This window comes from Xanthomonas sp. NCPPB 1132 (assembly GCF_056629235.1).
Map to the genome: position 1 here is coordinate 1,308,558 of NZ_CM152819.1, position 25,274 is coordinate 1,333,831.

Sequence of the window (25,274 nt, forward strand, 5' to 3'; positions counted from 1 at the left end):
GCCTTTTCCCGACGCGGCCGGCACCGTTGACGGGTCAGTGGCCCTGCGGAATTCCCGGGCCGAAACGCAGTTCGGTGCCGTCCTGCAGCTTCAACTGCTCGGCCTGGCCGGCGTTGAGTTCGAGCACATAGCGCGCCGGCGCGTTGCTCGGGTAGGGCGGGCAGGCGTCGCCGGCCGAGCACGGCGGCACGTCGCGCTGCTGCGCCACCAGCTTGCGCTGGTTGTCGAAGTACAGGATGTCCAGCGGGATCTTGGTGTTCTTCATCCAGTACGCCTGCGGTTCCTCGCGGTCGTGGATGAACAGCATGCCGTGGTCCGCCTCCATCTGGTCGCGGAACATCAGCCCGCGCGCGCGGGTCGCATCGTTCTGCGCCAGTTCCACGTCGTAGCGATGTCCGCCCAATTCCACCCAATGGTCGCCGCCGGCGCTGGCGCAACCGCTGAGGGCAAGCAGGAGAAGGACGCCGAGCGCGCGGAAGAGGGACATGGGCGGGGCCAGGGCAAGAGGAGGACAGCGCGCACCTTGTTGCATGGTGCGTTTGGCGTCAAGAGCGGGGATTGGGGATTCGGGATTGGGGATTCGCAAAGGCAAGGATCTCGGCTTTCACCAATCCCCAATCCCCAATCCCCAATCCCGCGCGCGCGCCAGCGCGCGTCAAAAGACGCGCGGTGGCTCGCCACCGACGATCACCACGTCGGCGGGGCGGCGCGCGAACAGGCCGACGCAGACCACGCCCGGGATCTGGTTCAGTTCGCGCTCCAGCGCCACCGGGTCGGTGATCGACAGGTGGTGCACGTCCAGCACCACGTTGCCGTTGTCGGTGACCACGCCGTCGCGCCACACCGGCTGGCCGCCGGTGCGCGCCAGGATCTCGCGGGCGACCAGGCTGCGCGCCATCGGGATCACCTCGATCGGCAGCGGGAACTTGCCCAGGGTCTGCACCTGCTTGCTCGGGTCGACGATGCAGATGAAGCGCTCGCTGGCCTCGGCGATGATCTTCTCGCGGGTCAGCGCGGCGCCGCCGCCCTTGATCAGGCACTTGTTCGGATCGCACTCGTCGGCGCCGTCCACGTACAGCGACAGGTTGCCGGTGTGGTTCAGGTCCAGCACCTCGATGCCGTGCTGGCGCAGGCGCGCGGTGCTCTGCTCGGAACTGGACACCGCACCCTTGATGCGGTGGCCGATGCGGCCGAGCGCGTCGATGAAATAGGCGACGGTGGAGCCGGTGCCGACGCCGACGATCATGCCGTCCTGGACGTAGTCGATGGCTTTCTCGGCGGCAAGGCGTTTGGCTTCTGACATTTGAGGAGCTCGGGAGTTGGGATTCGGGATTGGGGATTCGTGAAAGCGGTTCGGCGGATGGGACGGGGCAAATCCCAAATCCCGAATCCCGGCTACTCGAGCGAAAGCAGCAACTTCCACTGCGCGGCGCTGACCGGGAACACCGACAGGCGGTTGCCGCGGGCGACCAGCGGGAAGCCCTCGCCCAGTGTGTCGGCGTGCTGCTTGATCTCGTCCAGGGCGATGGTGCGCGCCAGCTTGCGTTCGAACGCCACGTCCACCAGGTACCAGCGCGGCTGCTCCGGGGTGGCCTTGGGGTCGTGGTAGTCGGAGGACGGGTCGAACTGGGTGGCGTCGGGATAGGCCTGGCTGGCTACGCGCGCCACGCCGACGATGCCCGGCACCTTGCAGTTGGAGTGGTAGAACAGGATGCCGTCGCCGACCTTCATGCCGTCGCGCATGAAGTTGCGCGCCTGGTAGTTGCGCACGCCGTTCCAGGGTTCGGTGCCGACCCGCTGCAGGTCGTCGATCGAGAAGGCGTCCGGTTCGGACTTCATCAGCCAATAGCGGGTGCGTGCGGTCATGCGGGCAGATCGGGCGCGGTCGACAGAGTGAGGGATTCGGTGCAGACCGCGTCCAGCGCCACGTCCCAGGCCGCCAGCGGCAAGGCCGCGACCTGTTGCGCGTCGAAGGCGGCCCCGACCAGCCAGGGCGGCGGGGCCTGCCGCTGGCGGAAAGCGAAGCTGCGATCATACCAGCCGCCTCCCATGCCCAGGCGGCCGCCGGCGGTGTCGAAGCCGACCAGCGGCGTCACCACCAGCGCCATCTGCGCCGGCGCCAGGGTCGTGGCCGGGTCGACATCGGGCTCGGGGATGCCGTAGCGGTTGGCGCGCAGCGGCTGCCCGGGGCGCCACGGCGCAAAGCGCAGGGTGTCGCCGCTGAGCACCGGCAGGCAGTACTGCACCGCCTCCGGCAGCGACAGTTGCCAGCGGTGCAGGGCGATCTCCCCGTCCATCGCCCAGTAGCCGCCGACATGGCCGTGCTGCGGCGCGAACGGCAGGTCCAGCAGTCGCTGCGCCAAGGCGTCGGCGGCGGCCAGGCGCACGGGCGCGGTGAGCGCGCGGCGGCGCGCGCGCAGGTCCTGGCGCAGGGAGTCGCGGTCGTCGGCGGTCATCGGGCGGGCGTGGCGAGGGAAGGCGCTATTGTCGGCGTCGGCGCGCGCACTGACCAGGGCGTGGCAGCCGCCGCCGCGATCACGCGTAGAGCGCCACCGTCTGCCGGCCCCACAGCACCAGCCGTCCGGCGCTGTCCCAGATCTGCATGTCCTGCAGCGAGTAGCCGTCCTCGGCATGCAGGCTGGCCGAGCGCAGCAGGAACCAGTCGCCGGCGCTGGCCGGCTGCGGGAAGTCCAGGGTCCAGGTCATCGAGCTGACCGGCGCCGGTGCGGTGAAGCAGGTCATCGCGGCCGGCGGCAGGCAGTCGCCCAGCGCCACCAGGGCCACGCCCGGGTCCACGCCGCCGGCGTCGCGATGGCGCGCCCAGACCAGCAACTCCGGCGTGGCGGCGCCGGAGATCGGCAGCGCGCCGCCGGCCAGGCGCATGTCGAAATTGGCGACGAAGGCCGGCGTCACCGCGCTGTCGGCGATCGGCGTCGCGTCATCGGGGCCGACCACCGCCGGCCGTGCCGGCAGGAAGTCGTGGGCGATGCGGCTGGCGCGCGGCTGTGCGAACAGCAAGGCCGCACGCAGGGCGACCTGCCCGTCGGCCAGGCAATCGACGCCCACGGAGGTGGCGGACTTGCCCTGGCGCAACACCTGCGCGTCGAAGCGCAAGCGGCCGTCGGCCGGGCCGACGAAGCCGATGTGCGCCGACTTCAGCGGCGGCAACGCGGACGGCGCCGTGCGCAGCGCGGCCTGCAGGGCGAGCGCCGCGGACAGGCCGCCGAAGGCGGTGCGGCCTTGTCGCCAGCTGGCGGGGACATCGCATCCCTCGGCGGGGTCGAAGCGGTCGAGGATCTGGGCGAGCGTCGGCAATCCGGGATCTCCGTGGTGGGGCCACCAGTATCCCGGGTTTCGGCCGGTGCGAAAACGCATCGGACATGCACTGCGCCGGCAACGACGGCGTGGGGGGCACGCAGGTTGCGGACGCACAAAAAGGAAACGGCGCCTTGCGGCGCCGCTTCCTGGAAGAATTGCATTCTCCGCCGTGACGATGCGTGCGAAACGACCTTGAACCCGGGGTTCAAGTGGGATGGCTGGAGAATCATCGGGCTTCCCGCTACGAGGCGGACCTGCACTCCCGATTCCGTCGCCACCCCGTGGTCGTCATTAAGGGACAAGGCGAATGTTTGCACACGCTGTCGTTCACAGCAGAGAACGCAAGTGGAGTATAGCGCCGTCGTCGCGCTTGGCTAGTCCGTTCGTCGGTACTTCGGTGCGTTGCAATTCACGTTGATGATCGCCGCGCCACGAGCGGATCAGCGCGTCGTATCGACCACGCTGTCCAGACGCCGATTGAGATCGGCGAGTGTGCGCGCCATCTCGCGCTCGCGCTGCGCCTGTTCGTCGCGCAGTTGCTGCAGTTCGTGCGCCAGGTTCAATGCCGCCAGGACGGCGACGCGATCCACCGCGGCCATGCGGTTGCTGCCGCGCACTTCGCGCATCTTCGCATCGAGCAGGCGCGCGGCGGCGAGCAGGCCGTCGCGCTCCTCGGCCTCGACGCCGACGGTGTATTCGCGATCGAGGATGCGAACGCTGACCGGCTCGCTCACGTGTGCTGCTCCAGGGACTTCAGTCGGGCGATCATCGCTTCCACGCGCGAACGCGCCTGTTCGTTCTTGGTCAGCAACTGCGAGCGCTCGCCGATCAGGTGTTCCTGCTGCTGGCGCAGGCTGCGGTTCTCGTCGGACAGGCGCTGGCAGCGCTCGACCAGCGTTTCCACGCGTGCGGCAAGGGCGCGAAGCTCGGCGAGGGCGTCAAGGCTGTCCATGGCGCTCACGATAGGCATGCGCCCAAGGGGCGGTCAAGACGCCGCGCGGCGGCGCCATGGCCGGCGCTCAGGCAGGCAGCCGCAGCGGTTGCTGCAACAGGCGCAGGCAGGCGTCCGGTTCCAGCGCCGGCGCCACCAGGTGGCCCTGGATCTCGTCGCAGCCGTGGGCGCGCAGGAACGCCAGTTGCCCGGCGTCCTCGACCCCCTCGGCCACCACCTTCAGCGCCAGCGAGTGGCCCATCGCGATGATGGTGCTGGTGATCGCCTCGTCGTCCGGGTCGCGGGTGAGATCGCCGATGAATTCCTGGTCGATCTTCAGGGTGTTGATCGGCAGCCGCTTCAGATACGCCAGCGACGAATAGCCGGTGCCGAAATCGTCGATTGCCAGGGTCAGCCCCAGCTCGCGGCAGGCGCGCAGCAGCGCGGCGTTCTTGCCGACCTGCGACATCACCACGCTCTCGGTGAGTTCCAGTTCGATGTTGGCCGCCGGCACGCCGGTTTCGGCGAGGATCCCGGCCATCAGCTCCGGCAGGTTGCCGCGCTCGAGCTGGATCGCCGAGACGTTCACCGACATGCACAGATCGGTCAGCCCCATCCGCCGCCAGTCGCGCAACGCACTGCAGGCCTGGCGCAGCACCCACTCGCCGATCTCCAGGATCAACCCGGTCTCCTCGGCCAGCGGGATGAACTGGCTGGGCGAGACCGGGCCGAAGTCGGCGCTGTGCCAGCGCAGCAGCGCTTCCACGCCCACCACCCGCTGCGTGCGCAGCGAGTAGCGCGGCTGGTAGACCAGCTTCAGTTCCTGGTCCAGCGGGATCTTGCGCAGCGTGCTGGCCAAGGTGGCGCGGTGGCGGGTGGCCTCGTCCATGCGCGCCGAGTACACCTGCGCGTTGCGGCGCCCGGCGGCCTTGGCCTGGTACATCGCGGTGTCGGCGTGCTTGAGCAGTTCGCTCGGCAGCAGCGCGTGCTGCGGGAACAGGGAGATGCCGATGGAGGTGGACACCGCGACCTCGCGGCGTTCGTCCAGCCGCAGCGGCGCCTCGAACGCGGCCAGCACGCGGGCGGCCACCGCCTCGGCCTCGCCCTGGCTGACGATGTCCTCGACCACCACGGTGAATTCGTCGCCGGCCAGGCGCGCCACCGTGTGCTGTGGCCCCACCGCCTGCTGCAGGCGTTCGGCGACCGCGCGCAGCACGCGGTCGCCGACGGCGTGGCCGAGCGAGTCGTTGATGTCCTTGAAGCGGTCCAGGTCCAGGAACAGCACCGCGACCGAGCCGGCCTGGCGCCGCGCCCGCACGATCGCCCGCGCCAGGCGCTCGGACAGCAGGGCGCGATTGGGCAGGCTGGTCAGCGTGTCGTAGTTGGCCAGGTAGCGCAGTTCCTGCTCGGCGCGCTTCTGTTCGGTGATGTCTTCCAGCACCACCACCTGAAAGCTCTGGCGGCCGTCGGCGTCGACCACGGTGTTGCGGCGCAGGTGGCAGAGGATCTCCTGGCCGTCCTTGCGCCGTTTCCAGGCCTCGCCGCGCCAGTGCCGGCCGTGGTCGGCGGCCGGCGCCGCCGGCGTTTCCGGGGTGTGGTCGATCAGCGCCATCGGCTGGCCCAACACCTCGCGCTCGCTGTAGCCGGTGATGCGGGTGAAGGCCGGGTTGACCGAGATGAAGCGGCGGTCCTCGTCGAGCACGGCGACCGCTTCGCCCATGCTGCGCAGCACTTCGGCGGCGATGCGCCGTTCCAGGTCGGCCTGGCGGTGCGAGGTGATGTCGCGGGCGGTGCCGGCGAGCCGGCGCGGTGCGCCGCTGGCGTCGTAGTCGACCACGCGGCCGCGCACCCGCGCCCAGTGCCAGATCCCATCGCCGGTCAGGTCCACCCGGTACTCGGCGGTGTAGATCGCGGTGAGGCCCTGCAGGTGTTCCTGCAGCACCTGCCGCGCCTGCGCCATGTCGTCGGGATGGATGCGCAGCGGCTCGTTCTCGCGGATCACCAGGCCGATGTCCTGCGCGTGCGGCGTGGCCTCGTCGGCGCGCATCAGCCGCAGCGTGCGCGCTTGCAGGTCGTAATCCCAGAAGTGTTCGCCCGAGGCCCACAGCGCCAGCTTCAGGTGCTGGTCGCGCTGCTGCAGCTGCGCATGCCGTTGCAACTGCTCGCGCAGGCGCCGACGCGAGCGCAGCGCGAACAGCGCCGCCAGCCCGCCGGCGGCCAGCGCCGCGAGCGCCACCAGCGGCCACGCGGCCAGCAGGGTCTGGCCGAACAAGGCCAGGCCGGTCCTTTCCGCAGCTCCTGCAGCGACGTGCTCCAATGGCATGGCGGAAAGTGACTTCTGTCAAAGAACGGGTGGTGGAGTGTAGGCGCGTGCCGGAAGCCACCACAAGCGGCGGCGCACACGCGATTGCTACACTGCGCAGTCCCGATTCCGCTGCAGGCCGCCACAGGCCCGTGGCCAGCGCCCGACAGGTTTCGCTCCATGACCGAACTTCCCACTGCCGACCAGATCGCCGATGCCAGCCGGACGCTTGGCCTTGCTGCGTCGGCGGCCGAACTGCACGGCGCCCTGTGCGGCTGGCTGGCCGGCGGCGGCGCCGATCTGCCGGCCTGGCCGGCTGCGGTGCTGGCCGATGCCAGCATCGCCGCGCCGCGCAGCGGCGACGCCCTGGACCGCCTGCGCGAGGCCAGCGCTGCGCAACTGAACGACCGCGATTTCGGTTTCGACCTGGTGCTGGCCGATGCCGGCGCGTCGTTGCCCGAGCGCGCCGACGCGCTGTTCGACTGGTGCCGCGGCTTCCTCGGCGGCTTCGGCCTGGCCGCGGGCGCCGCACCGCCGCTGTCCGAGGAAGGGCAGGAGGCGCTGCAGGACCTGGCGCGCCTGGCCCAGGCCAGCGCCGACGATTTCGACAGCGGCGACGAGGACGAGGACGCGCTGGCCGAGATCGAGGAGTTCGTGCGCGTGGCGGTGCTGCTGCTGCACAGCGACTGCGTGCTCGGCCCGCGCCACCGGCAGCGCCTGAACTGATGAAGCGGCTCACCGGGATTTCCTCCGGCGAGTACGCGCGCCGCCGTCGGCAACTGATGGACATGGCTGGCGAGCAGGCCATCCTGGTGCTGCCCAGCGCGCCGGAGCGGGTGCGCAGCCACGACACCCATTACCCGTACCGGCAGGATTCGGATTTCTGGTACCTGTGCGGCTTTCCCGAGCCGGACGCGGTGCTGGTGCTGGTGCCTGGGCGCCGCCACGGCGAAGCGCTGCTGTTCTGCCGCGAACGCGATCCCGAACGCGAAGCCTGGGATGGTCCGCGGGCGGGCCAGGAAGGCGCGGTCGAACGCTACGGCATGGACGATGCCTATCCGATCGACGACCTCGACGAGATCCTGCCCGGGCTGCTGGAAGGCCGCTCGCGGGTGTACTACCACTTCGGCCGCGACGTCGATTTCGACCTGAAGCTGATCGGCTGGGTCAAGCGCGTGCGCGAGCAGGTACGGCACGGCGCGCAGCCGCCGCACGAATTCCTGGAGCTCGGGCATCTGCTGCACGAGCAGCGCCTGTTCAAGTCGCGCGACGAGATCGCGCTGATGCAGGTGGCCGCGGACCTGAGCGTGGCCGGGCACCGCGCCGCGATGCGGCTGGCGAAGCCAGGCGTGCACGAATACCAGGTGCAGGCCGAGATCGAGCGCGAATTCCGCGCCGGCGACGCCTGGCCGGCCTACGGCAGCATCGTCGGCAGCGGCCACAACGCCTGCGTGCTGCACTACCGTGCCAATGCCGCGCGCCTGCGCGACGGCGACCTGGTGCTGGTCGATGCCGGTGCCGAGTACCGCGGTTATGCCGCCGACATCACCCGCACGTTTCCGGTCAGCGGCCGCTTCAGCGCCGAACAGCGCGCGCTGCACGACCTGGTCGGCGCCGCGCACGCCGCCGCGCTGGCGCAGGCGCGCCCGGGCGTGGCCTACGAGGCCGGACACCTGGCCGCGGTGCAGACCCTGACCGAGGGTCTGCTGCGGCTGGGCCTGCTCAAAGGCAGTGTCGAGCAGAACCTGGCCAGCGGCGACTACCGGCGCTTCTATCGCCACAAAACCGGGCACTGGCTGGGCCTGGATGTGCACGATGTCGGCGACTACCGGCTGGCCGGCGAATCGCGCCTGCTCGAGCCGGGCATGGTGTTCACCATCGAACCCGGCCTGTACGTGGCGCCGGACGACAAGGACGTGGACCCGAAGTGGCGCGGCATCGGCATCCGCACCGAGGACGACGTGTTGATCACCGACGACGGCCACCGCGTGCTCACCGATGCCCTGGCGCGTAGCGCCGAGGAGATCGAGGGGTTGATGGCTGGGAATGGGGAATAGGGACTAGGGAATGGGAAAAGCAGCGCCCGCGCGCGGAAAGGTCAGCTAGCAGGCCCGGCGCTTTTGCTGTTGCGAATCCCCAATCCCGAATCCCCAATCCCGGCGGCGGCCTTCAGGCCGCCGCCGCAAACACCGGCCGCGTCAGGTTCTCGGGCGCGTCCTCGGTGCACACCACTTCGTCCTCGATGCGGATGCCGCCGTAGGGCTTGAACTGCGCCACCCGCGCCCAGTCGACGCTATCGCCGTGGCCGGCCTGCTTGAGGTCGTCGAGCAGCATGTCGATGAAATACAGGCCCGGCTCGATCGTCACCACCATGCCCGGTTCCAGGGTGCGGGTCATGCGCAGGTAGGGGTGGCCGTCGGGGCGTTCGATGCGGCCGCCGCGGTCGCTGGCGGCGAAGCCGGCGACGTCGTGCACCTGCAGGCCGATCGGATGGCCCAGGCCGTGCGGGAAGAACGCGGCGCTGACGCCGGTGGCCACCGCGGTTTCCGGCGACACCTTCAGCACCCCGGCATCCCGGAGCACGCCCATCAGCGCCAGATGCGCATCCAGGTGCAGTTGCCGGTAGTCGACGCCGGCGCGCACGTGCTGGCCCATGCGCTGCTGCGCGGCGTCCACCGCGTCGATCAGCGCCTGGAAGTCGCTGCCGCGATCGGCGGCGTAGGTGCGGGTGATGTCGCTGGCGTAGCCGTGCGCGGAGGCGCCGGCGTCGATCAGGAAGCTGCGCAGCGGCGTCGGCGCCTGCCGCTGCAGTTCGGTGTAGTGCAGCACGGCGCCGTGCTCGTTCAGCGCCACGATGTTGCCGTACGGCAGTTCGTTCGCGTCCTGGCCAACCGCGGCGCAGTAGGCCATGTGGATCTCGAACTCGCTGCGGCCGTCGCGGAACGCGGCCTCGGCGGCACGATGGCCGCGCACTGCCGCCTGCTGCGCCTGGCACATCAGTGTCAGTTCGTAGGGCGTCTTGTAGGCGCGGTGGTATTCCAGGTAGTGCAGCACCTCCGCCGGGTTGTTCGGCACGTAGGCGCCCAGCGCGCTCTGCGGCTCGCCGAGGATCGCGCTGCGCGCGGCATCCGGCAGCAGCGCCAGCGCCTCGTCCGGGGTGCGGATCAGGTGGATGTCGCAGTGCTCCACCCACCAGCCGCTGGGCGCGTCCGGCACCACGTGCCAGTAGTCGCGCGGCTGGTGGAAGATCACCTGCGGGCGGCGCCCGGGCGTGTACACCAGCCAGCTGTTCGGCACCCGCGTCAGCGGCAGCCAGGCCTTGAACTGCGGATTCACCGCGAACGGATAGTCGCGATCGTCGAACACCTGGTAGTGCAGGGTGCCGCTGGGGACCACCAGGTGGTCGAAGCCGCCGCGCGCCAGCGCCTCGTCGGCGCGTTGGGTCAGCGTGCGCAGGTGGTCGGGATACAGGGCGCTTGGGTCGTGCTGGGGCATGGCGGCGGACTCGTTCGATGATGCGGAAACAGGGGCGCCAGTGTGCCGGAAACGCTGCGGGCGTGCGGACGCGGGTGGACGGCGTGCGCATGGCGCGCGCTGCCGAAGCTGCGCCGGCGACGCGTGGCGTTGTCGATCCACCGGATCTTCTTTGCGTCGAAGCGAACCGGACCCGGATGGCCGTCGTAGGAGCGGCTTCGGCCGCGAACGAGGCGTTCCCTGGAAGGCCGGTCGCGGCTGAAGCCGCTCCTACGGGTTGGTAACGCTAGCCGCCGGGGGCCGAGTTGATCCACTGCCGCAGCAGGTCGCGGTGCGCGGGGGAAATGGTCAGGAAACGGAAGCCGGCCCAGGCCTGGCCCGGTGCGTGCGAGGGTTCGCTCCACAGCAGATGCGCGCCGACGTCGATCTGCGCGTCGCGGTCGGCCTGCGGCATCGCGAAGCGCAATTGGTACAGCGCGTCCTCGTGCAGCGGCGCCGAGGCCAGCAGCAGCATGCCGTGTTCGGAGACGTTGCCGAGGCGGCCGACCACGGCGTCTTCCATCAGGTCCAGCACCGGCACCATGTCCGGGACCTGGCGGCGCGGCGAACGGCGGGCGTCGCTGCTCATGCACCCTCCAAGGCGTCGTCGGCGGCGGGAACGCCGGCCAGGGTGCGCAACGCGCGCACCGCGGCCTGCCAGGCGCGGTCGATCAGGCGTGCGCGGTCTTCGCTGACGATGCGGGCCTGGCCCTGCGCCAGCAGCCGCGCCAATCCGTCGAGCGTGTGTTCGGCGGTCTTCTGCCCGCGCTGGTTCACGAACAGCGCACGCTCGGTGATCGGGCTGTACCAGGACAGGCGTTGCCGCTTCAGGTCGCCTTGCTGGTTGACCACGAATTCGAACCAGGTGCCGAACGGCAGCGTGCGCAGCCGCGCATACGCCGCCTGTTCGGCCTCGTTGCGCGGCGGCAGCGACGGCCGCTCGCCGTCCTCGCCCTGCTCGCCCAGCCGGGTGCGTGCCTTCAGCCGCACGCTGAGCTCGGTGCGCGAGGTGGTGGCGTCGGTGCCGCCGGGCGTGGACAGGCGGCGGGCGATGGCCTCGGCCTCCTGCTGGTGATAGCCCACCTGCAGCAACGCCTGGCCCACGCGTTCGGCCAGGCCGGCATCGGAGGCGCCCTCGCTGCGGCAGGTGACTTCGGCGATGCGCTCGGCCAGGCCGATGCGCTCGCGCCAAATCTCCGAATCCTCGCCCTGGCGCAGCAGGGTCAGCACCAGCACGTCGGACCAGGCCTGCTGCAACAGAGTCTGCACGAAACCGGGCGGTTGCCGGGCGTTGCACAGCGATTCCAGGGTGGCGGTGGCGGTCTGTTTGGCCAGCTCCAGCCGTTCCTTGCCGCGCGCGGCCTCCACGTGCCGGCGCTCGGCGATCTCGGCCTTGTGCGCCAGGCTGCGCTGCTGCGCCTGGATGTCCTGGTGGGCCTGCTCGAAGACGGTTTCGTCGCCTTCGTATTCCTCGACCACGCGGTCCACGGCCTGGTTGAGTTTGAGCAGCAGGGTCGGATCGCTGTCGTCTTCGCCCAGCCAGGTCGCGCCCGATTCGGCGACGGCGTTGAGCAGTTCCCGCGCCGGGTGGCGGCTGCGCGCGAAGAACGCCGGGTCCTGCAGCGCGGCGCGCACCAGTGGCACTTGCAGGCGTTCCAGCAGCGCCGCGGCCGGCGCGTCGGCGCGCACCTCGCGCTCGATCTCGCCGTACAGCAGGCCGAGCAGGTCGAAGGTGTCGGCCTGCTGTGGGGCCAGGGTCGCCTGCGCGCCATGGCTGGCGCGCAGCGCCTGCAGCAGGGCGGTCTGCACGTCGCGCAGGTGGCGGCGTCCGCGCAGCCCGCCCAGGGTGCTGTGGGCCGGCGGTTGCGCCTGCAGTTCGCCCAGGGCCTGCAGCAGGCTGGCGGTCGGGACCGGGATCGCACCGGTGGCGCTTGCCGGCCGCGCCGGGAGCGTGGCGGCACCGGCGGTCGCGGTTGTGGGCGCCGTCGCGGCCGGTGCGGCCTTGGCGCGCGCTGCGGTCAGCAACTGGCGCAGGGTGGCCAGGTCGGGGCCGCTGGCGGCCGGTTCCGCGGCGGCCGCCGCTACACCCGCTGGCGGCAGCGGGGCCGTGGCGGCAGGCCCCGGCGGCATACCCATGGCGGGTGCGGCCTGGAAGGGCGCAGCGCCGCTGCCGCGGGAGCCGCCATCGGCAGGCGCCGGCGCGGTGCCCGTGGCCATGCGCGCGGTGCGGCGCGTGCCCGGCTCCACGTTGGTGCTGCGTGCCACGTAGGGTAGGTAGATCAGGCCCGGCAGCACCCCGGCGTGGGTCAACAGCACATTGGCCCGTTCCACGATCTCGCCATAGCGCGCCAGTGCCTGGCGTTCGAAGGCGCTGTACAGCGACAACTGCGTGTCCAGCCCCAGGCCCAGCGTTTCGCCGGCAGCGCGCAGCAGCCGGCACAGCGCGTGCGGCCCCAGCGGCAACTGCTCGATCTCGAAGGCGGGCCGTGCCGCCAGCACGCCGAAGCGCTGGCCGAGCAACTGCAGCGGGATGTTGCAGCGGGTCGCCTCGCGGCGGGCGATCTCGTGCAGCACGATGTCGCGGTCGATATCCACGTCGGCGACCAGGGTCAGCATCTGCGCCGCCGCGACCGGCCTGGCCGTGCGCGGCGTGGCGGCCGTGGCGGCCGGGCTGCGGATGCCGGCCAGCCCGGCTTCCAGGTGCGCCTGGTAGTGCGGCGCAAAGCCCCCGCGCTGCGCGCGCAGGCGCTGCGCTTCCTGGAACAGGTCCTGCTGCACCTGGCCGTTGCGGGCGCGCCCGGCCTGCTCGAGCAGGTCCTGCTCCAGTTCGTCCAGCGTGGCCTGCAGCGGCATGTCCAGGGCCTGCCACAGCAGGCTGTTCAGGGCCTGCAGGATGTCGCGCACGCGCGCCGGCAGGGCGGCGCTGGCAAGCGTCGCCGTCGGGGCCTGGAGGGTCGCAGACACGGGCATCCTGTGATCGCCGTTGTACTTTTCTGCGCGGTATGTAGCACGATCCGCCGCCGCAACCAAGGCGGACGACGCGGCTCAGGGCAGGAACAGGGCGATCACGTCGTTGGTGAAACGCCGTCCCAGCTCGGTCGGGACGGCGTGCCCGGCGTCCACCCGCAGCCAGTCGCGGGCCTGCGCGGTGGCCAGGGCCGGGGCGATCGCCTGCAGCGGCAGGCCGGTGCGGGCGCTGAAGTCGCGCAGCGCGAAGCCGTCGTTGAGGCGCAGGGCGTTGAGCATGTACTCGAACGGGCGCCGCTCCGGCGCGATCCACTCGTCGCCGCCGATCGCCGCCGGCGTTCCCGCCGCGTCCAGGAACGCCTGCGGATGCTTGTGCTTCCAGCGCCGCAGGATGTTCTGTTCGGCGCCGGAGCTGATCTTGCCGTGGGCGCCGGCGCCGATGCCGAGATAGTCGCCGAAGGTCCAGTAGTTGAGGTTGTGCGCGCAGCGGTAGCCGGCGCGTGCATAGGCGCTGACTTCGTACTGCGCGTAGCCGGCCTCGGCCAGCAGCGCCTGGCAGCGCTCCTGCATGTCCCAGGCGTCGTCGTCCTCGGGGATGCCCTGCGGTGGCCGCGCGGCGAACACGGTGTTCGGCTCCAGGGTGAGCTGGTAGTGGCTGAGGTGGGTCGGCTGCAGCGCCAGTGCCTGTGCGATGTCGCGCTCGGCCTCGGCCAGGGTCTGCTGCGGCAACGCGTACATCAGGTCCAGGTTGACATTGGCGTAGCCGGCGTCCTGCGCCAGCTTCACCGCGCGCTCGGCCTCGGCGCCGTCGTGGATGCGGCCGAGCCGCTGCAGGGCCGCGTCGTCGAAGCTCTGGATGCCGAAGCTGAGGCGATTCACCCCGGCCGCCAGGTAGCGGTCGAAGCGGCCGTGCTCGGCAGTGCCGGGATTGGTCTCCAGGGTGATCTCCAGGCCCGGCGCGAAGCGCAGCCGGGCGCTGGCCGCCTGCAGGAAGCGGTCGATCGCCTCGGGCGGGAACAGGCTGGGCGTGCCGCCGCCGAAGAACACGCTGTTGACCACCCGGCCCCAGACCAGCGGCAGGTCCTGGTCCAGGTCGCGGATCAGCGCATCCACGTAGGCGTCGAACGGCGGCGCGCCCTTGGCTGCGTGCGAGTTGAAGTCGCAGTACGGGCATTTGCGCACGCACCAGGGCAGGTGCACGTAGAGCGACAGCGGCGGCGGCACCAGCGACGGGCTGCCGGCGTGCGCGGACGGATCCGGGCAGGCGGCGCCGGGCGGATGCTGGCAATGGTCGTGGGCGTGCGGCATGGCGTCGGGAAAGCGGAGTGCGGTCGGCGAATGGGGCGGGGGTGGGTCAGGGGCCGCAGGCGCGGTGCAGTGCAGGCTGCGCGCACCATGCGACCTGCGTCGGCCCGACGCCTGCGCGCGGCGCGTTCACCCGGCCGGCCGTGCCGCCAGCAGCTCGGCAAAGCGTTGCTTGAGCTGCTGCAGGGCGAGGGCGCGGTGGCTGATGCGGTTCTTCAGCGCCAGCGGCATCTCGGCTGCGGTCTGGCCATGCTCCGGGTCCAGGAACACCGGATCGTAGCCATGTCCGCCGGTGCCGGCACGGGCCTGCGCGATGCGGCCGCGCCAGCGCCCTTCCACCAGCAGCGGTTGCGGATCTTCGGCATGCCGCAGCAGCACCAGCACGCAGTAGAAGTGCGCGCCGCGCTGCGCGTCGGGAACATCGCGCAGGGCGTCCAGCAGCTTGTCGATGTTGGCCTGCGCATTGCCGTGCTCGCCGGCGTAGCGCGCCGAATACAGGCCCGGCGCGCCGTGCAGCGCGTCCACGCAGATGCCGGAGTCGTCGGCCAGCGCTGGCAGGCCCGTGACGCGCGCGGCGTGGCGCGCCTTGAGCAGCGCGTTCTCGACGAAGGTCAGGCCGGTTTCATCGGCATCGCTGACGCCGAGCGTGGATTGCGCGATCAGTTCGACCCCGACGTCGTCGAGCAGGGCATGCAGTTCTTCGAGTTTGCCGGCGTTGCTGCTGGCCAGGACCAGTTTCATGCGGTGGGCTCCAGCAGATCCCAGGCGTTGCCGTACAGATCGCGGAACACCGCGACCGTGGCGTAGGGTTCGTGACGCGGGGCTTCCAGGAATTCCACGCCGGCGGCGAGCATCGCCGCGTGGTCGCGCTGGAAGTCGTCGGTGTGCAGGAAGAAGCCGACGCGGCCGCCGGTCTGATTGCCGATGCGGCTGCGCTGCGCGTCGTCGCTGGCGCGCGCCAGCAGCAGCGCCGCGCCGCGCGCATCGCCAGGCCCGACCACGACCCAGCGCTTGTGGCCCTGCTCCACGTCTTCCAGCAACTGGAATCCCAGCTTGCCGGTGTACCAGGCGATGGCCTCGTCGTAGTCGGCCACCACCAGGGTGACCAGGGTCAGGTGCCGCGTCATTGCGCCAGGGCCGCGCGCTGCGCCGCCAGCAACTCGCCGATGCCGCGCTCGGCCAGGCCGAGCAGCGCGTCCAGTTCGTCGCGGCGGAAGGCATGGCCCTCGGCGGTGCCCTGCAGTTCGATGAAGCCGCCGCCGTCGTTCATCACCACGTTCATGTCGGTATCGCAGTCGCTGTCCTCGGCGTAGTCCAGGTCCAGCACCGGCACGCCGCGGTACACGCCCACCGAGACCGCGGCGACCGCGCCCAGCACCACCGGCTTCTTCAGGTCGCCGCGCTTCTGCAGCCAGTTCACCGCATCCACCAGCGCCACGTAGGCGCCGGTGATGGCGGCGGTGCGGGTGCCGCCGTCGGCCTGCAGCACGTCGCAGTCCAGGGTGATGGTGCGCTCGCCCAGCGCGGTGCGGTCGACGCAGGCGCGCAGCGCGCGGCCGATCAGGCGTTGGATCTCCAGCGTGCGTCCGCCCTGCTTGCCGCGCGCGGCTTCGCGATCGGAGCGCGAATGGGTGGCGCGCGGCAGCATGCCGTATTCGGCGGTCACCCAGCCTTCGCCCTTGCCGCGCAAGAAGCCCGGCACGCGGTTCTCGACGCTGGCGTTGCACAGCACGCGGGTGTCGCCGAAGCTGACCAGGACCGAGCCTTCGGCATGGCGGGTGAAGGCGCGTTCGATGCGGACCGGGCGCAACTGATCGGCCGTGCGGCCGCTGGGACGGGAGAAGGACATGCAGGGGTTCCGGGAAGGGCGGGGCGTGCGCGGCATGTGACCGCGTTCGGTAAGGCAGGAAAGGGCGCTAGGTTAACATCCGCCCCTTGCCCGCATTGGAACACCGCATGATCCGCAGCATGACCGCCTACGCCGGCGCCGAGCGCATCACTCCCTGGGGCACGCTGGGGTGCGAGCTGCGCTCGGTGAACCACCGTTTCCTGGAAGTGGGCGTGCGCCTGCCGGAGGAACTGCGCGCGCTGGAGCCGCAACTGCGCGAACGCGTGGCCGCGCGGATCAGCCGCGGCAAGCTCGACCTGATGCTGCGCCTGCGCGCGCCGGATGCGGCGCAGACGCTGGCGGTGAACGAGACCCTGGTCGAACAGTTGGGCGTGCTCGCGCAGCGGCTGGGGGTGCGTTTCCCGCAGATGCAGGTGCAGTTCGTCGACCTGCTGCAACTGCCCGGCGTGCTGCAGGGGCAGGCCGCCGATCCGGCGGCGCTGCAGGCGCAGGCACTGGAACTGCTGGACGAGGTGCTGGCCGAGTTCGTCGCCGCGCGCGAGCGCGAGGGCGGCAAGCTGGCCGCGGCCATCGTCGAGCGGGTCGATGCGGTGGAACGCATCGCCGGCGAGGTGCGCACGCTGATCCCGGCCATCCGCGACGGCCAGCGCGCCAAGCTGGCGGCACGCCTGGCCGACCTGCCGCATCCGGTCGACCCCGGCCGCGCCGAGCAGGAACTGGTGCTGTGGCTGCAGAAGCTGGACGTGGACGAGGAACTGGACCGGCTCGGCAGCCACATCAAGGAACTGCGCCGGGTGCTGCGCCAGCCGGAACCGGCGGGCCGGCGCCTGGACTTCCTGCTGCAGGAGTTCAACCGCGAGGCCAACACGCTGGGCTCGAAATCGGTGGACAGCCGCACCTCCAACGCCGCGGTGGAACTGAAGGTGCTGATCGACCAGATCCGCGAGCAGGTGCAGAACCTCGAGTAGCCGGGAATGGGCGATCGGGAATGGGGAATCGTCAAAGCGGGTACGATTCACCCCCAGCCCGGCTCGGCGCTGTTCCCATTCCCCATTCCCGACTCCCCATTCCCAAGAACATGCGCGGCACTCTCTACATCGTGGCGGCCCCCTCCGGCGCCGGCAAGAGCAGCATCGTCAACGCGACCCTGGCGCGCGACCCGCAGATCGCGCTGTCGATCTCGTTCACCTCGCGCGCGCCGCGGCCGGGCGAACGCCACGCCGAGCACTACCATTTCGTCTCCGCCGACGAGTTCCAGCGGATGATCGATGCCGGCGACTTCTTCGAGTACGCCCGCGTGCACGGCGACTGGAAGGGCACCGCGCGGCAGTCGGTGGAGCCGCAGCTGGCCGCCGGCCACGACGTGCTGCTGGAGATCGACTGGCAGGGCGCCCGCCAGGTCCGGGCCAAGGTGCCGGACGCGGTCAGCGTGTTCATCCTGCCGCCCTCGCGCGAGGCGCTGGAGCAGCGCATGCGCAAGCGCGGCCAGGACAGCGAGGCGGTGATCGCGCAGCGGCTGGCCGCCGCGCGCGAGGAGATGTCGCACTACGCCGACTTTGACTACGTGATCGTCAACGAGCACTTCGACACCGCGGTGGACGAGATGTGCGCGATCTTCGTCGCCAGCCGCCTGCGCCGGCTGCCGCAGCAGCAGCGCCACGCCGGGCTGATCGCCACCCTCCTGCAGGAACAGCCAACTGGCTGATTCCAAAGGGAACTGAATGGGGTGGGGTTGATCTTGGGCGGCTGCCGCCCTACAATCCCCGCCCTTTCCCTCATTCGAACGCGTGGCCGCCGCCGGCCCGCCGGGAGCCCGCATGGCCCGCATCACCGTAGAAGATTGCCTGGAAGTCGTTAACAACCGTTTCGAACTGGTCATGATGGCGTCCAAGCGCGCCCGCCAGCTCGCCAACGGCGTGCAGGCCACCCTCGACAACACCGAGTCGGCCGACAAGCCGACCGTGCTGGCGCTGCGCGAGATCGCCGCGCGCAAGATCGACAACGCGCTGATCGACGAGGTCGAGAAGGCCGAGCGCGAGCGCGCCGAGCGCGAAGCCCTGGAATGGGCCGCGGCCGAAGTGGTGGCCGACGAGGACATGTCCAAGAACGACGACTGATCGCGTCCCGCGTCGCGATCGTCCTGCGAACAGCCCGCATCCGCGGGCTGTTTCGTTTTGCGGGTTTGCCGTCCACGCGCCGCTGGCATAGTCTTTCCGCATGAACCCAGGCCCTTCTGCCCAGGTCGCCCACGCCGCGCCGTCGTCGGCCGACGAGGCGGTCCCCGACTACGTCCTGCAGCTCGAACGCAGCGCCAGCTATCTGCCGCCCGAGCAGATCCCGCTGCTGCGGCGCGCGTGGGAGGTCGGTGCGGCCGCGCACGCGGGACAGACCCGCAAGTCCGGCGAGCCCTACATCACCCACCCGGTGGCGGTGGCCGGGGTGCTGGCCGAGCTCGGCCTGGACGTGGAGGCGCTGATCGCGGCGATCCTGCACGACACCATCGAGGACACCCCGCTGACCCGCGCCGAGCTGGCCGCCGAGTTCGGCGAGGCGGTGGCCGAACTGGTCGACGGCGTCACCAAGCTGGACAAGCTCAAGTTCCGCGACCGTCAGGAAGCGGCCGCCGAGAGCTTCCGCAAGATGCTGCTGGCGATGTCGCGCGACCTGCGCGTGATCATGATCAAGCTCGCCGACCGCCTGCACAACATGCGCACGCTGGGCGCGCAGAGCGCCGAGGCGCGCAGCCGCATCGCCCGCGAGACCCTGGAGATCTACGCGCCGATCGCCCAGCGCCTGGGCATGAGCCTGATGAAGTCCGAGCTGCAGAACCTCGGCTTCCGCGCGCTGCATCCGTGGCGTCACGCGATCATCGAAAAACACATCCGCAGCCAGCCGGTGGTGCGCCGCGAGTCGATGGCGCAGGTGGAGGTGCAGTTGTCGCAGCGTCTGGCCAAGGAAGGACTGGAGCACCGGCTGGTGAGCCGGATCAAGACGCCGTGGAGCATCTACAACAAGATGCGCGACGAGAACAAATCCTTCGACCAGGTGATGGACGTGTTCGGCTTCCGCCTGGTGGTGCGCGGCGTGCCCGACTGCTACCACGCCCTCGGCGCGGTGCACGCCACCTTCAAGCCGCTGGACGCGCGCTTCCGCGACTTCATCGCCATTCCCAAGGCCAACGGCTACCAGTCGCTGCACACGGTGCTGTTCGGCCCCTACGGCTCGCCGATCGAGGTGCAGATCCGCACCGAGGAAATGGACCTGATCGCCGAGCGCGGCGTCGCCGCGCACTGGACCTACAAGTTCGGCGGCGACTCGCCCAACAGCGCGCAGAGCCGCGCGCATGCGTGGATCGTCGAGTTGATCGAATCGCAGCGCGCCGCCGGCTCGTCGCTGGAGTTCCTGGACAACGTCAAGGTCGACCTGTTCCCGGACGAGGTCTACCTGTTCACGCCCAAGGGCAAGATCCTGGCGCTGCCACGCAATTCCACTGCGCTGGACTTCGCCTATGCGGTGCACACCGACGTGGGCAACCGCGCGGTGGCCTCGCGCGTGGACAAGAAGCTGGTGCCGCTGCGCACCAAGCTGGTCAGCGGACAGACGGTGGAAGTGATCACCGCGCGCTCGGCCACGCCCAAGCCGCAGTGGCTGGAGTTCGTGGTCAGCAGCAAGGCACGCACCGCGATCCGCCACCAACTCAAGCAGCTCGAGCACGAGGACGCGGTGCAGCTCGGCCACCGCATGCTCGACCGCGCATTGGAGGCGATGGACAGTTCGCTGGAACGGCTGCCCAAGGGGCGCCTGGACTCGTTCCTCAGCGAGCACCGCTACCCGCGCCTGGAGGCGCTGCTGGCCGACGTGGCGCTGGGCAACTGGATGCCCAACCAGGCGGCGCAGGCGCTGATGGCGTACGCCGAACTGCGTGGCGGCGGCCATTCCAAGCATTCGCAGGAAAAGATCCTGATCAACGGCACCGAGCGCGGCGTGGTCAGCTTCGCCAACTGCTGCCAGCCGATTCCCGGCGACGAGATCATGGGCTACCACACCGCCGGCAAGGGCATCGTGGTGCATCGGCTGGACTGTCCGAACCTGGCCGAACTGCGCAAGTCGCCCGAGCGCTGGGTGCCGATCGGCTGGGATACCAGCGTCATCGGCGACTACGACACCGCGCTGGTGGTGGACGTGGAGAACCGCACCGGCGTGCTGGCGCAACTGGCCGCGGCGATCGCGCAGAGCCAGTCCAACATCGAGCGCGTCGACTACCTGGACCGCGACTTCAACGCCGCGGTGCTGCGCTTCAACATCCAGGTGCGCGACCGTAACCACCTGGCCGAAGTGATGCGTCGGCTGCGGCGCTTGAATGCGGTGCAGAGCGTGCGCCGCCAGTAAGGCGTCGGGATTGGGGAGTCGGAGCGGGTCGGGTCCTGCTGTCGTAGGAGCGGCTTCAGCCGCGACGCCTTACCGATGGAGCGTCGCGGCTGAAACCACTCCTACGAAAGCGTGCGAGCGGATCGCGTGGCATGCCTTGCCGGCATGCTGTTCCGATTCCCGATTCCCGATTCCCGATTCCCGATTCCCGATTCCCGATTCCCCAATCCCCCAATCCCCCAATCCCCCAATCCCCCAATCCCCAGCCGCGCACGCCAGCTAAACTAGGCGGACATTCTTCCAACGGAGTCGCCATGTCCCGCCAGATCATCCATACCGACCGTGCACCGGCCGCGATCGGCCCGTATTCGCAGGCCGTGCGCGCCGGCAACACCGTGTACTTCTCCGGGCAGATCCCGCTGGATCCGGCCACCGGCGAGATCGTCGCCGGCGACATCGCCGCGCAGGCGCGCCGCGCGTTCGACAACCTGCAGGCGGTGGCCGAGGCGGCCGGCGGTTCGCTGGACCGCATCGTGCGTCTGGGGCTGTACCTCACGGATCTGGCGCAGTTCGCGCAGGTCAATGCGGTGATGCAGGACTACTTCCAGGCGCCGTTCCCCGCGCGTTCCACCATCGAAGTCTCGGCGCTGCCCAAGGGCGCGGGCTTCGAAGTGGACGCGGTGATGGTGCTGGACTGATCCCCCGCCGTGCCGCGCGTGCAGGTTCCGGCGCCGGCGCTGTCGGCGGCAGGCGAGGCGCCGCTGACCACGCTGCCCGGCGTCGGTCCCAAGCTGGCGGAGAAGTTCGCCGCGCGCGGCCTGTCCACGCTGCAGGACCTGTGGCTGCACCTGCCGCTGCGCTATGAGGACCGCACCCGGCTGACCACGGTCGCGGCGTTGCAGCCGGGCGTGCCGGCGCAGGTCGAGGGGCGGGTGCAGGCGGTGGACCGCGGCTTCCGCTACCGGCCGATGCTGCGCGTGGCGGTGGCCGACGACTCGCGCGGCACCCTGGTGCTGCGCTTCTTCCAGTTCCGTGCCGCGCAGGCGGCGCAGTTCGCGGTCGGCGCGCGCTTGCGCGCCTTCGGCACGCCCAAGCCGGGCCAGCACGGGCTGGAGTTCGTGCATCCCAGCTATCAGATCCTCGGTGAGGACGACGACGCGGCGCTGGGCGATCGCCTGGATCCGGTGTATCCGGCGGTGGAAGGCGTCGGCCCGGCGACTGTGCGCCGGCTGATCGGCCAGGCGCTGGACCGGCTGCCGGAGGAGGCGGCGCTGGAGCTGCTGCCGGCGTCGCTGCTGGCCGAACTCGGCCTGCCGTCGCTGCGCAGCGCGCTGCTGGTCGCGCACCGGCCGCCGCCGCAGGCCGACCTGGCCGCGCTCGCCGCCGGCCTGCATCCGGCGCAGCAGCGCCTGGCGCTGGAGGAACTGCTCGCGCATCACCTGAGCCTGCGCCGCCAGCGCATCGCCATGCAGTGCCAGCCGGCGCCCTCGCTGCGCGGCCGCGGGCTGCTGGCCAAGCGCCTGCAGCAGTCGCTGCCGTTCCAATTGACCGGCGCGCAGCAGCGCGTGTTCGCGCAGATCCGCGCCGACCTGGAGCGGCCGGCGCCAATGCTGCGGCTGGTGCAGGGCGACGTCGGCAGCGGCAAGACCGTGGTCGCCGCGCTGGCGGCGATGCTGGCGGTGGACAAGCGCAAGCAGGCGGCGCTGGCGGCGCCGACCGAACTGCTTGCCGAACAGCATCTGGCCAACCTGCGCGGCTGGCTGGAGCCGCTGGGCGTGCGCGTGGCCTGGCTGGCCGGCAAGGTCACCGGCAAGGCGCGCAGCGCGACCCTGGCGCAGATCGCCTCGGGCGAGGCGCAGGTGGTGGTCGGCACGCACGCGCTGATGCAGGACGCGGTGCGCTTCCACGACCTGGCCCTGGCCATCGTCGACGAGCAGCACCGCTTCGGCGTGCACCAGCGCCTGGCGTTGCGCGACAAGGGTGCCTCGGGCGCGGGCGTGCCGCACCAGTTGGTGATGACCGCCACGCCGATTCCGCGCACGCTGGCGATGGCCGCCTATGCCGACCTGGACGTTTCCTCGATCGACGAACTGCCGCCGGGGCGCACCCCGGTGCAGACCATCGTGCTCAATGCCGAGCGCCGTCCGGAACTGGTGCAGCGCATCCGCGTGGCCTGCGCCGAGGGCCGCCAGGCCTATTGGGTCTGCACCCTGATCGAAGAAGCCGAGGACAACGAGAAGTCCGCGCAGGGCGGCGGCGCCGGCAACCGGCTCGAAGCCAGCGCCGCGCAGGCCACCTTCGAGGCGCTCTCGGCGCAGTTGCCGGAACTGCGCGTGGGCCTGGTGCATGGCCGCATGAAGCCGGCGGAGAAGCAGGCGGCGATGCGCGCGTTCAAGCAGGGCGAGATCGACCTGCTGGTCGCCACCACCGTCATCGAGGTCGGCGTGGACGTGCCCAATGCCTCGCTGATGATCATCGAGAACGCCGAGCGCCTGGGCCTGGCGCAGTTGCACCAGTTGCGCGGCCGGGTCGGCCGCGGCGCAGCGGCGTCGAGCTGCGTGCTGATGTATCAGGCGCCGCTGTCGGCGATGGCGCGGCAGCGCCTGGAAACCATGCGCCAGACCAACGACGGCTTCGTCATCGCCGAGAAGGACCTGGAGCTGCGCGGTCCCGGTGAACTGCTCGGCACCCGCCAGACCGGCCTGGCCGCGTTCCGCGTGGCCGACCTGGCCCGCGACGCCGGCCTGCTGCCGCGCGTGCACGCCCTGGCCGACCGGCTGCTCGACGAGGCGCCGGTGCTGGCCGACCGCATCGTCGCGCGCTGGGTCGGCGGCGCGGTGCGGTTCGCCGGGGCGTGAGGGGCGGGGATTCGGGATTGGGGATGACCAGCCATTCGGCTGTGGGAAGCGGGGATTCGTAAAAAGCGGCCGGCCCGGCTGCTGTTGTAGGAGCGGCTTCAGCCGCGATGGCGCTTTCCTGGTAACGCCCGGTCGCGGCTGAAGCCGCTCCTACGACAAACAGCGGTGGCGCTGCTTTTGCGAATCCCTGCTTTCAACAGCCGAATTGCTGGTCATCCCGACTCCCCAATCCCGTCTTCTTCCCATGCCCGCCCGGCAGTGCCAGACTCGGCGGCCGAATGGACGAGCGAAGCGACGCATGAGCGACAAGATTCCCCTGTTGATCGATACCGACCCTGGCGTGGACGACGCGCTGGCGCTGTTGATGGCGTTCGCCGATCCGCGTCACGAGGTGGTCGGGCTGACCATCGCCGCCGGCAACGTCGGGCTGCGCCACACCGTGCGCAACGCGCTGAAGCTGTGCGAAGTGGCCGGGCGCGAGGATGTGCCGGTGTTCGCCGGCTGCGCCGATCCGCTGCTGCATCCGTCGGTGGATGCCGGGCACGTGCATGGCCAGGACGGCTTCGGCGACGTCGACCTGCCGCCGGCCGCGCGTGGCGCCGAGGCCGAGCACGCCGCGCTGGCGATCCTGCGCCTGTCGCACCAGTATGCCGGGCGCCTGCTGCTGGTCGCGCTGGGGCCGCTGACCAATATCGCGCTGGCGCTGAAGCTGGACCCGACCCTGCCGCAGCGCGTCGGCCGCTTCCTGGTGATGGGTGGGGCGATCACCTGCCACGGCAACATCACCCCGGCCGCCGAATTCAACATCGCCTTCGATCCGGAAGCCGCGCACATCGTGTTCAAGGCGTTTCCGCACATCGAGGTCGCCGATTGGGAGGCGACCGTGGCGCACGGCCTGCCGCACCGCGAGGTCGAGCAGTGGCTGGCGGTGGATGCGCCCAAGGCGCGCTTCTACGAACTGATCTCGCGCAAGACCCGGCTGTGGTCGGAAGACGCGCGCGGCGAGCACTGGTATGCCGCCGACGCACTGGCGATGGCCTGGGCGCTGCAGCCCGAGGGCGCGCAGGAGGTGCAGTCGCGGCCGATGCAGATCGAGCTGTCCGGAGCGCACACCCGCGGCGCCACCCTGGTCGACTGGAACCGCCAGTTGGGCCTGCCGGACAATGCGACCATGCTCATCCGCTACGACCACGCCCGCTTCCTGGGCCTGGCTCGCGCGGCGGTCGGCGCCGGCTGAGCCTGCCGATCCCCGTCTGCGCATGCGTCAGAGCCCGGGGCGGCGGCTGGCGATTACACGTAACGTGTGAATTACACGTTGCGTGTAGGGCGGAAGGGCTGTTATAGTTTCCCTCTTGTCCAGCAGCCACCTACGGTGCGAGCCCATGAAGGCCGACATCCATCCCCAGTACCGCGACGTCGTGTTCCACGATGTCACCTCCGATTTCAAGATCCTGACCCGTTCGACCATGTCCTCGAAAGAGACGGTCAAGTGGGAGGACGGCGAAGAGTATCCGCTGATCAAGGTCGAAATCTCCTCGGCTTCGCACCCGTTCTACACGGGCAAGCACAAGGTCATCGACACCAGCGGCCGCATCGACAAGTTCCAGAAGCGCTACGCGCGCTGATCGGAACCGTCGAACGGATGTAAAGCGACGGCCGCTTGCGCGGCCGTTTTGCTATCCGCCACATCCTGTCTTCCCGGCGTTGACGCGCCGGTGTCATCCTTCCGTGAAAGTGCGGCGAGGATGCAACGCTGTGTCGCTTTCCTGCCGCCATCGTGCAGCATGAGGGGTGAGCGACGACGCAAATGCTGCTGTGCGATAATGGCGCGATCCGTGGCGATTGCCATGGACTTCCTTCACG

General features: G+C 70.4%; 26 protein-coding genes and 1 other RNA gene. 10 read left to right on the forward strand and 17 right to left on the reverse strand.

What is annotated here, in order from left to right:
- Positions 1–34 precede the first annotated feature (34 nt).
- The 9 genes from AC1G9L_RS05645 to AC1G9L_RS05685 all read right to left on the reverse strand — a co-directional run bounded on the left by AC1G9L_RS05645 (position 35) and on the right by AC1G9L_RS05685 (position 6,521).
- The gene (locus AC1G9L_RS05645) at positions 35–487 is read right to left on the reverse strand and encodes a DUF192 domain-containing protein (protein WP_019800669.1); all 453 of its coding nucleotides are present in this window, start codon (positions 485–487) and stop codon (positions 35–37) included.
- A 168-nt stretch (positions 488–655) separates the two neighbouring features.
- Positions 656–1,303 (reverse strand): ribose-5-phosphate isomerase RpiA, encoded by a 648-nt coding sequence (gene rpiA / locus AC1G9L_RS05650; RefSeq protein WP_010342802.1) that lies wholly within the window; start codon positions 1,301–1,303, stop codon positions 656–658.
- A gap of 92 nt (positions 1,304–1,395) precedes the next feature.
- Complete coding sequence (locus AC1G9L_RS05655; protein ID WP_019800670.1) at positions 1,396–1,866, reverse strand: EVE domain-containing protein; 471 nt, start codon at positions 1,864–1,866, stop codon at positions 1,396–1,398.
- Positions 1,863–2,456 carry a 5-formyltetrahydrofolate cyclo-ligase gene (locus AC1G9L_RS05660; protein WP_152240004.1) on the reverse strand — a complete coding sequence of 198 codons (594 nt, stop codon included), beginning with the start codon at positions 2,454–2,456 and terminating at the stop codon, positions 1,863–1,865. Before AC1G9L_RS05660 ends, AC1G9L_RS05655 begins: the two co-directional genes overlap by 4 nt.
- A gap of 79 nt (positions 2,457–2,535) precedes the next feature.
- A complete protein-coding gene (locus AC1G9L_RS05665) occupies positions 2,536–3,315 on the reverse strand; it encodes a thioesterase family protein (RefSeq protein WP_371184804.1) in 780 nt (259 codons plus the stop codon).
- A gap of 160 nt (positions 3,316–3,475) precedes the next feature.
- A non-coding RNA gene (gene ssrS / locus AC1G9L_RS05670) (6S RNA) lies at positions 3,476–3,660 on the reverse strand.
- 98 nt (positions 3,661–3,758) lie between these two features.
- On the reverse strand, positions 3,759–4,052 hold the full coding sequence (locus tag AC1G9L_RS05675) for a cell division protein ZapA (protein ID WP_010342806.1): 294 nt from the start codon (positions 4,050–4,052) through the stop codon (positions 3,759–3,761).
- Positions 4,049–4,270, reverse strand: coding sequence for a TIGR02449 family protein (locus AC1G9L_RS05680; protein WP_019800452.1), 222 nt, complete (start codon positions 4,268–4,270; stop codon positions 4,049–4,051). Before AC1G9L_RS05680 ends, AC1G9L_RS05675 begins: the two co-directional genes overlap by 4 nt.
- A 67-nt stretch (positions 4,271–4,337) precedes the next feature.
- Positions 4,338–6,521, reverse strand: a complete 2,184-nt coding sequence (locus AC1G9L_RS05685) for a putative bifunctional diguanylate cyclase/phosphodiesterase (protein ID WP_010342808.1) — start codon at positions 6,519–6,521, stop codon at positions 4,338–4,340.
- Between the two features lie 210 nt (positions 6,522–6,731).
- Here AC1G9L_RS05685 and AC1G9L_RS05690 point away from each other — a divergent pair, with 210 nt between their 5' ends.
- Positions 6,732–7,277 (forward strand): YecA/YgfB family protein, encoded by a 546-nt coding sequence (locus AC1G9L_RS05690; protein WP_481070451.1) that lies wholly within the window; start codon positions 6,732–6,734, stop codon positions 7,275–7,277.
- Positions 7,277–8,608, forward strand: a complete 1,332-nt coding sequence (locus tag AC1G9L_RS05695) for an aminopeptidase P N-terminal domain-containing protein (RefSeq protein WP_481070452.1) — start codon at positions 7,277–7,279, stop codon at positions 8,606–8,608. Before AC1G9L_RS05690 ends, AC1G9L_RS05695 begins: the two co-directional genes overlap by 1 nt.
- Before the next feature lie 112 nt (positions 8,609–8,720).
- Here the strand turns inward: AC1G9L_RS05695 and pepQ are convergent, their stop codons facing one another.
- From pepQ to rph, 7 genes are all read right to left on the reverse strand, one after another.
- On the reverse strand, positions 8,721–10,046 hold the full coding sequence (pepQ, locus tag AC1G9L_RS05700) for a Xaa-Pro dipeptidase (RefSeq protein ID WP_019800854.1): 1,326 nt from the start codon (positions 10,044–10,046) through the stop codon (positions 8,721–8,723).
- Positions 10,047–10,311: 265 nt separating this feature from the next.
- A complete protein-coding gene (locus tag AC1G9L_RS05705; protein WP_019800853.1) occupies positions 10,312–10,653 on the reverse strand; it encodes a PilZ domain-containing protein in 342 nt (113 codons plus the stop codon).
- Complete coding sequence (locus AC1G9L_RS05710) at positions 10,650–13,034, reverse strand: DUF1631 domain-containing protein (protein ID WP_481070453.1); 2,385 nt, start codon at positions 13,032–13,034, stop codon at positions 10,650–10,652. Before AC1G9L_RS05710 ends, AC1G9L_RS05705 begins: the two co-directional genes overlap by 4 nt.
- Positions 13,035–13,109: 75 nt before the next feature.
- A complete protein-coding gene (gene hemW, locus AC1G9L_RS05715) occupies positions 13,110–14,339 on the reverse strand; it encodes a radical SAM family heme chaperone HemW (protein WP_019801818.1) in 1,230 nt (409 codons plus the stop codon).
- 126 nt (positions 14,340–14,465) lie between these two features.
- Positions 14,466–15,077 carry an RdgB/HAM1 family non-canonical purine NTP pyrophosphatase gene (rdgB, locus tag AC1G9L_RS05720; RefSeq protein WP_019801817.1) on the reverse strand — a complete coding sequence of 204 codons (612 nt, stop codon included), beginning with the start codon at positions 15,075–15,077 and terminating at the stop codon, positions 14,466–14,468.
- Positions 15,074–15,463, reverse strand: coding sequence for a VOC family protein (locus AC1G9L_RS05725; RefSeq protein ID WP_019801816.1), 390 nt, complete (start codon positions 15,461–15,463; stop codon positions 15,074–15,076). Before AC1G9L_RS05725 ends, rdgB begins: the two co-directional genes overlap by 4 nt.
- On the reverse strand, positions 15,460–16,185 hold the full coding sequence (rph, locus tag AC1G9L_RS05730; RefSeq protein ID WP_010343098.1) for a ribonuclease PH: 726 nt from the start codon (positions 16,183–16,185) through the stop codon (positions 15,460–15,462). Before rph ends, AC1G9L_RS05725 begins: the two co-directional genes overlap by 4 nt.
- Positions 16,186–16,292: 107 nt before the next feature.
- Here rph and AC1G9L_RS05735 point away from each other — a divergent pair, with 107 nt between their 5' ends.
- The 8 genes from AC1G9L_RS05735 (at position 16,293) to AC1G9L_RS05770 (ending at position 25,036) form a co-directional block, all read left to right on the forward strand.
- Positions 16,293–17,153: a YicC/YloC family endoribonuclease gene (locus tag AC1G9L_RS05735; RefSeq protein ID WP_481070454.1), complete on the forward strand. Its 861-nt coding sequence runs from the start codon at positions 16,293–16,295 to the stop codon at positions 17,151–17,153.
- 110 nt (positions 17,154–17,263) lie between these two features.
- Positions 17,264–17,890: a guanylate kinase gene (gene gmk / locus AC1G9L_RS05740; protein ID WP_010343100.1), complete on the forward strand. Its 627-nt coding sequence runs from the start codon at positions 17,264–17,266 to the stop codon at positions 17,888–17,890.
- Between the two features lie 112 nt (positions 17,891–18,002).
- Complete coding sequence (rpoZ, locus tag AC1G9L_RS05745; protein WP_010343101.1) at positions 18,003–18,302, forward strand: DNA-directed RNA polymerase subunit omega; 300 nt, start codon at positions 18,003–18,005, stop codon at positions 18,300–18,302.
- 100 nt (positions 18,303–18,402) lie between these two features.
- Entirely contained in the window at positions 18,403–20,574 is a 2,172-nt protein-coding gene (locus AC1G9L_RS05750; RefSeq protein WP_017909851.1) for a RelA/SpoT family protein, read from the forward strand.
- Positions 20,575–20,867: 293 nt separating this feature from the next.
- Positions 20,868–21,251 (forward strand): RidA family protein, encoded by a 384-nt coding sequence (locus AC1G9L_RS05755; protein WP_010341827.1) that lies wholly within the window; start codon positions 20,868–20,870, stop codon positions 21,249–21,251.
- Positions 21,252–21,260: 9 nt separating this feature from the next.
- Positions 21,261–23,411 (forward strand): ATP-dependent DNA helicase RecG, encoded by a 2,151-nt coding sequence (recG, locus tag AC1G9L_RS05760; protein ID WP_481070455.1) that lies wholly within the window; start codon positions 21,261–21,263, stop codon positions 23,409–23,411.
- A gap of 298 nt (positions 23,412–23,709) precedes the next feature.
- Positions 23,710–24,648, forward strand: a complete 939-nt coding sequence (locus AC1G9L_RS05765) for a nucleoside hydrolase (RefSeq protein WP_019799882.1) — start codon at positions 23,710–23,712, stop codon at positions 24,646–24,648.
- Positions 24,649–24,793: 145 nt separating this feature from the next.
- Entirely contained in the window at positions 24,794–25,036 is a 243-nt protein-coding gene (locus tag AC1G9L_RS05770; RefSeq protein WP_010341537.1) for a type B 50S ribosomal protein L31, read from the forward strand.
- On the opposite strand, the gene AC1G9L_RS05775 is transcribed toward AC1G9L_RS05770, so the two are convergent.
- The gene (locus AC1G9L_RS05775) at positions 25,024–25,260 is read right to left on the reverse strand and encodes a hypothetical protein (RefSeq protein WP_481070456.1); all 237 of its coding nucleotides are present in this window, start codon (positions 25,258–25,260) and stop codon (positions 25,024–25,026) included. The genes AC1G9L_RS05770 and AC1G9L_RS05775 overlap by 13 nt on opposite strands.
- Between the last annotated feature and the right edge of the window lie 14 nt (positions 25,261–25,274).

Bases quoted from the DNA above. Each gene is read 5' to 3' on its own strand.
- AC1G9L_RS05645 (WP_019800669.1), bottom strand. From the start codon at position 487: ATGTCCCTCTTCCGCGCGCTCGGCGTCCTTCTCCTGCTTGCCCTCAGC.
- rpiA (WP_010342802.1), bottom strand. From the start codon at position 1,303: ATGTCAGAAGCCAAACGCCTTGCCGCCGAGAAAGCCATCGACTACGTC.
- AC1G9L_RS05655 (WP_019800670.1), bottom strand. From the start codon at position 1,866: ATGACCGCACGCACCCGCTATTGGCTGATGAAGTCCGAACCGGACGCC.
- AC1G9L_RS05660 (WP_152240004.1), bottom strand. From the start codon at position 2,456: ATGACCGCCGACGACCGCGACTCCCTGCGCCAGGACCTGCGCGCGCGC.
- AC1G9L_RS05680 (WP_019800452.1), bottom strand. From the start codon at position 4,270: ATGGACAGCCTTGACGCCCTCGCCGAGCTTCGCGCCCTTGCCGCACGC.
- AC1G9L_RS05690 (WP_481070451.1), top strand. From the start codon at position 6,732: ATGACCGAACTTCCCACTGCCGACCAGATCGCCGATGCCAGCCGGACG.
- AC1G9L_RS05695 (WP_481070452.1), top strand. From the start codon at position 7,277: ATGAAGCGGCTCACCGGGATTTCCTCCGGCGAGTACGCGCGCCGCCGT.
- pepQ (WP_019800854.1), bottom strand. From the start codon at position 10,046: ATGCCCCAGCACGACCCAAGCGCCCTGTATCCCGACCACCTGCGCACG.
- AC1G9L_RS05705 (WP_019800853.1), bottom strand. From the start codon at position 10,653: ATGAGCAGCGACGCCCGCCGTTCGCCGCGCCGCCAGGTCCCGGACATG.
- AC1G9L_RS05710 (WP_481070453.1), bottom strand. From the start codon at position 13,034: ATGCCCGTGTCTGCGACCCTCCAGGCCCCGACGGCGACGCTTGCCAGC.
- hemW (WP_019801818.1), bottom strand. From the start codon at position 14,339: ATGCCGCACGCCCACGACCATTGCCAGCATCCGCCCGGCGCCGCCTGC.
- rdgB (WP_019801817.1), bottom strand. From the start codon at position 15,077: ATGAAACTGGTCCTGGCCAGCAGCAACGCCGGCAAACTCGAAGAACTG.
- AC1G9L_RS05725 (WP_019801816.1), bottom strand. From the start codon at position 15,463: ATGACGCGGCACCTGACCCTGGTCACCCTGGTGGTGGCCGACTACGAC.
- rph (WP_010343098.1), bottom strand. From the start codon at position 16,185: ATGTCCTTCTCCCGTCCCAGCGGCCGCACGGCCGATCAGTTGCGCCCG.
- AC1G9L_RS05735 (WP_481070454.1), top strand. From the start codon at position 16,293: ATGATCCGCAGCATGACCGCCTACGCCGGCGCCGAGCGCATCACTCCC.
- gmk (WP_010343100.1), top strand. From the start codon at position 17,264: ATGCGCGGCACTCTCTACATCGTGGCGGCCCCCTCCGGCGCCGGCAAG.
- rpoZ (WP_010343101.1), top strand. From the start codon at position 18,003: ATGGCCCGCATCACCGTAGAAGATTGCCTGGAAGTCGTTAACAACCGT.
- AC1G9L_RS05750 (WP_017909851.1), top strand. From the start codon at position 18,403: ATGAACCCAGGCCCTTCTGCCCAGGTCGCCCACGCCGCGCCGTCGTCG.
- AC1G9L_RS05755 (WP_010341827.1), top strand. From the start codon at position 20,868: ATGTCCCGCCAGATCATCCATACCGACCGTGCACCGGCCGCGATCGGC.
- AC1G9L_RS05765 (WP_019799882.1), top strand. From the start codon at position 23,710: ATGAGCGACAAGATTCCCCTGTTGATCGATACCGACCCTGGCGTGGAC.
- AC1G9L_RS05770 (WP_010341537.1), top strand. From the start codon at position 24,794: ATGAAGGCCGACATCCATCCCCAGTACCGCGACGTCGTGTTCCACGAT.
- AC1G9L_RS05775 (WP_481070456.1), bottom strand. From the start codon at position 25,260: ATGGCAATCGCCACGGATCGCGCCATTATCGCACAGCAGCATTTGCGT.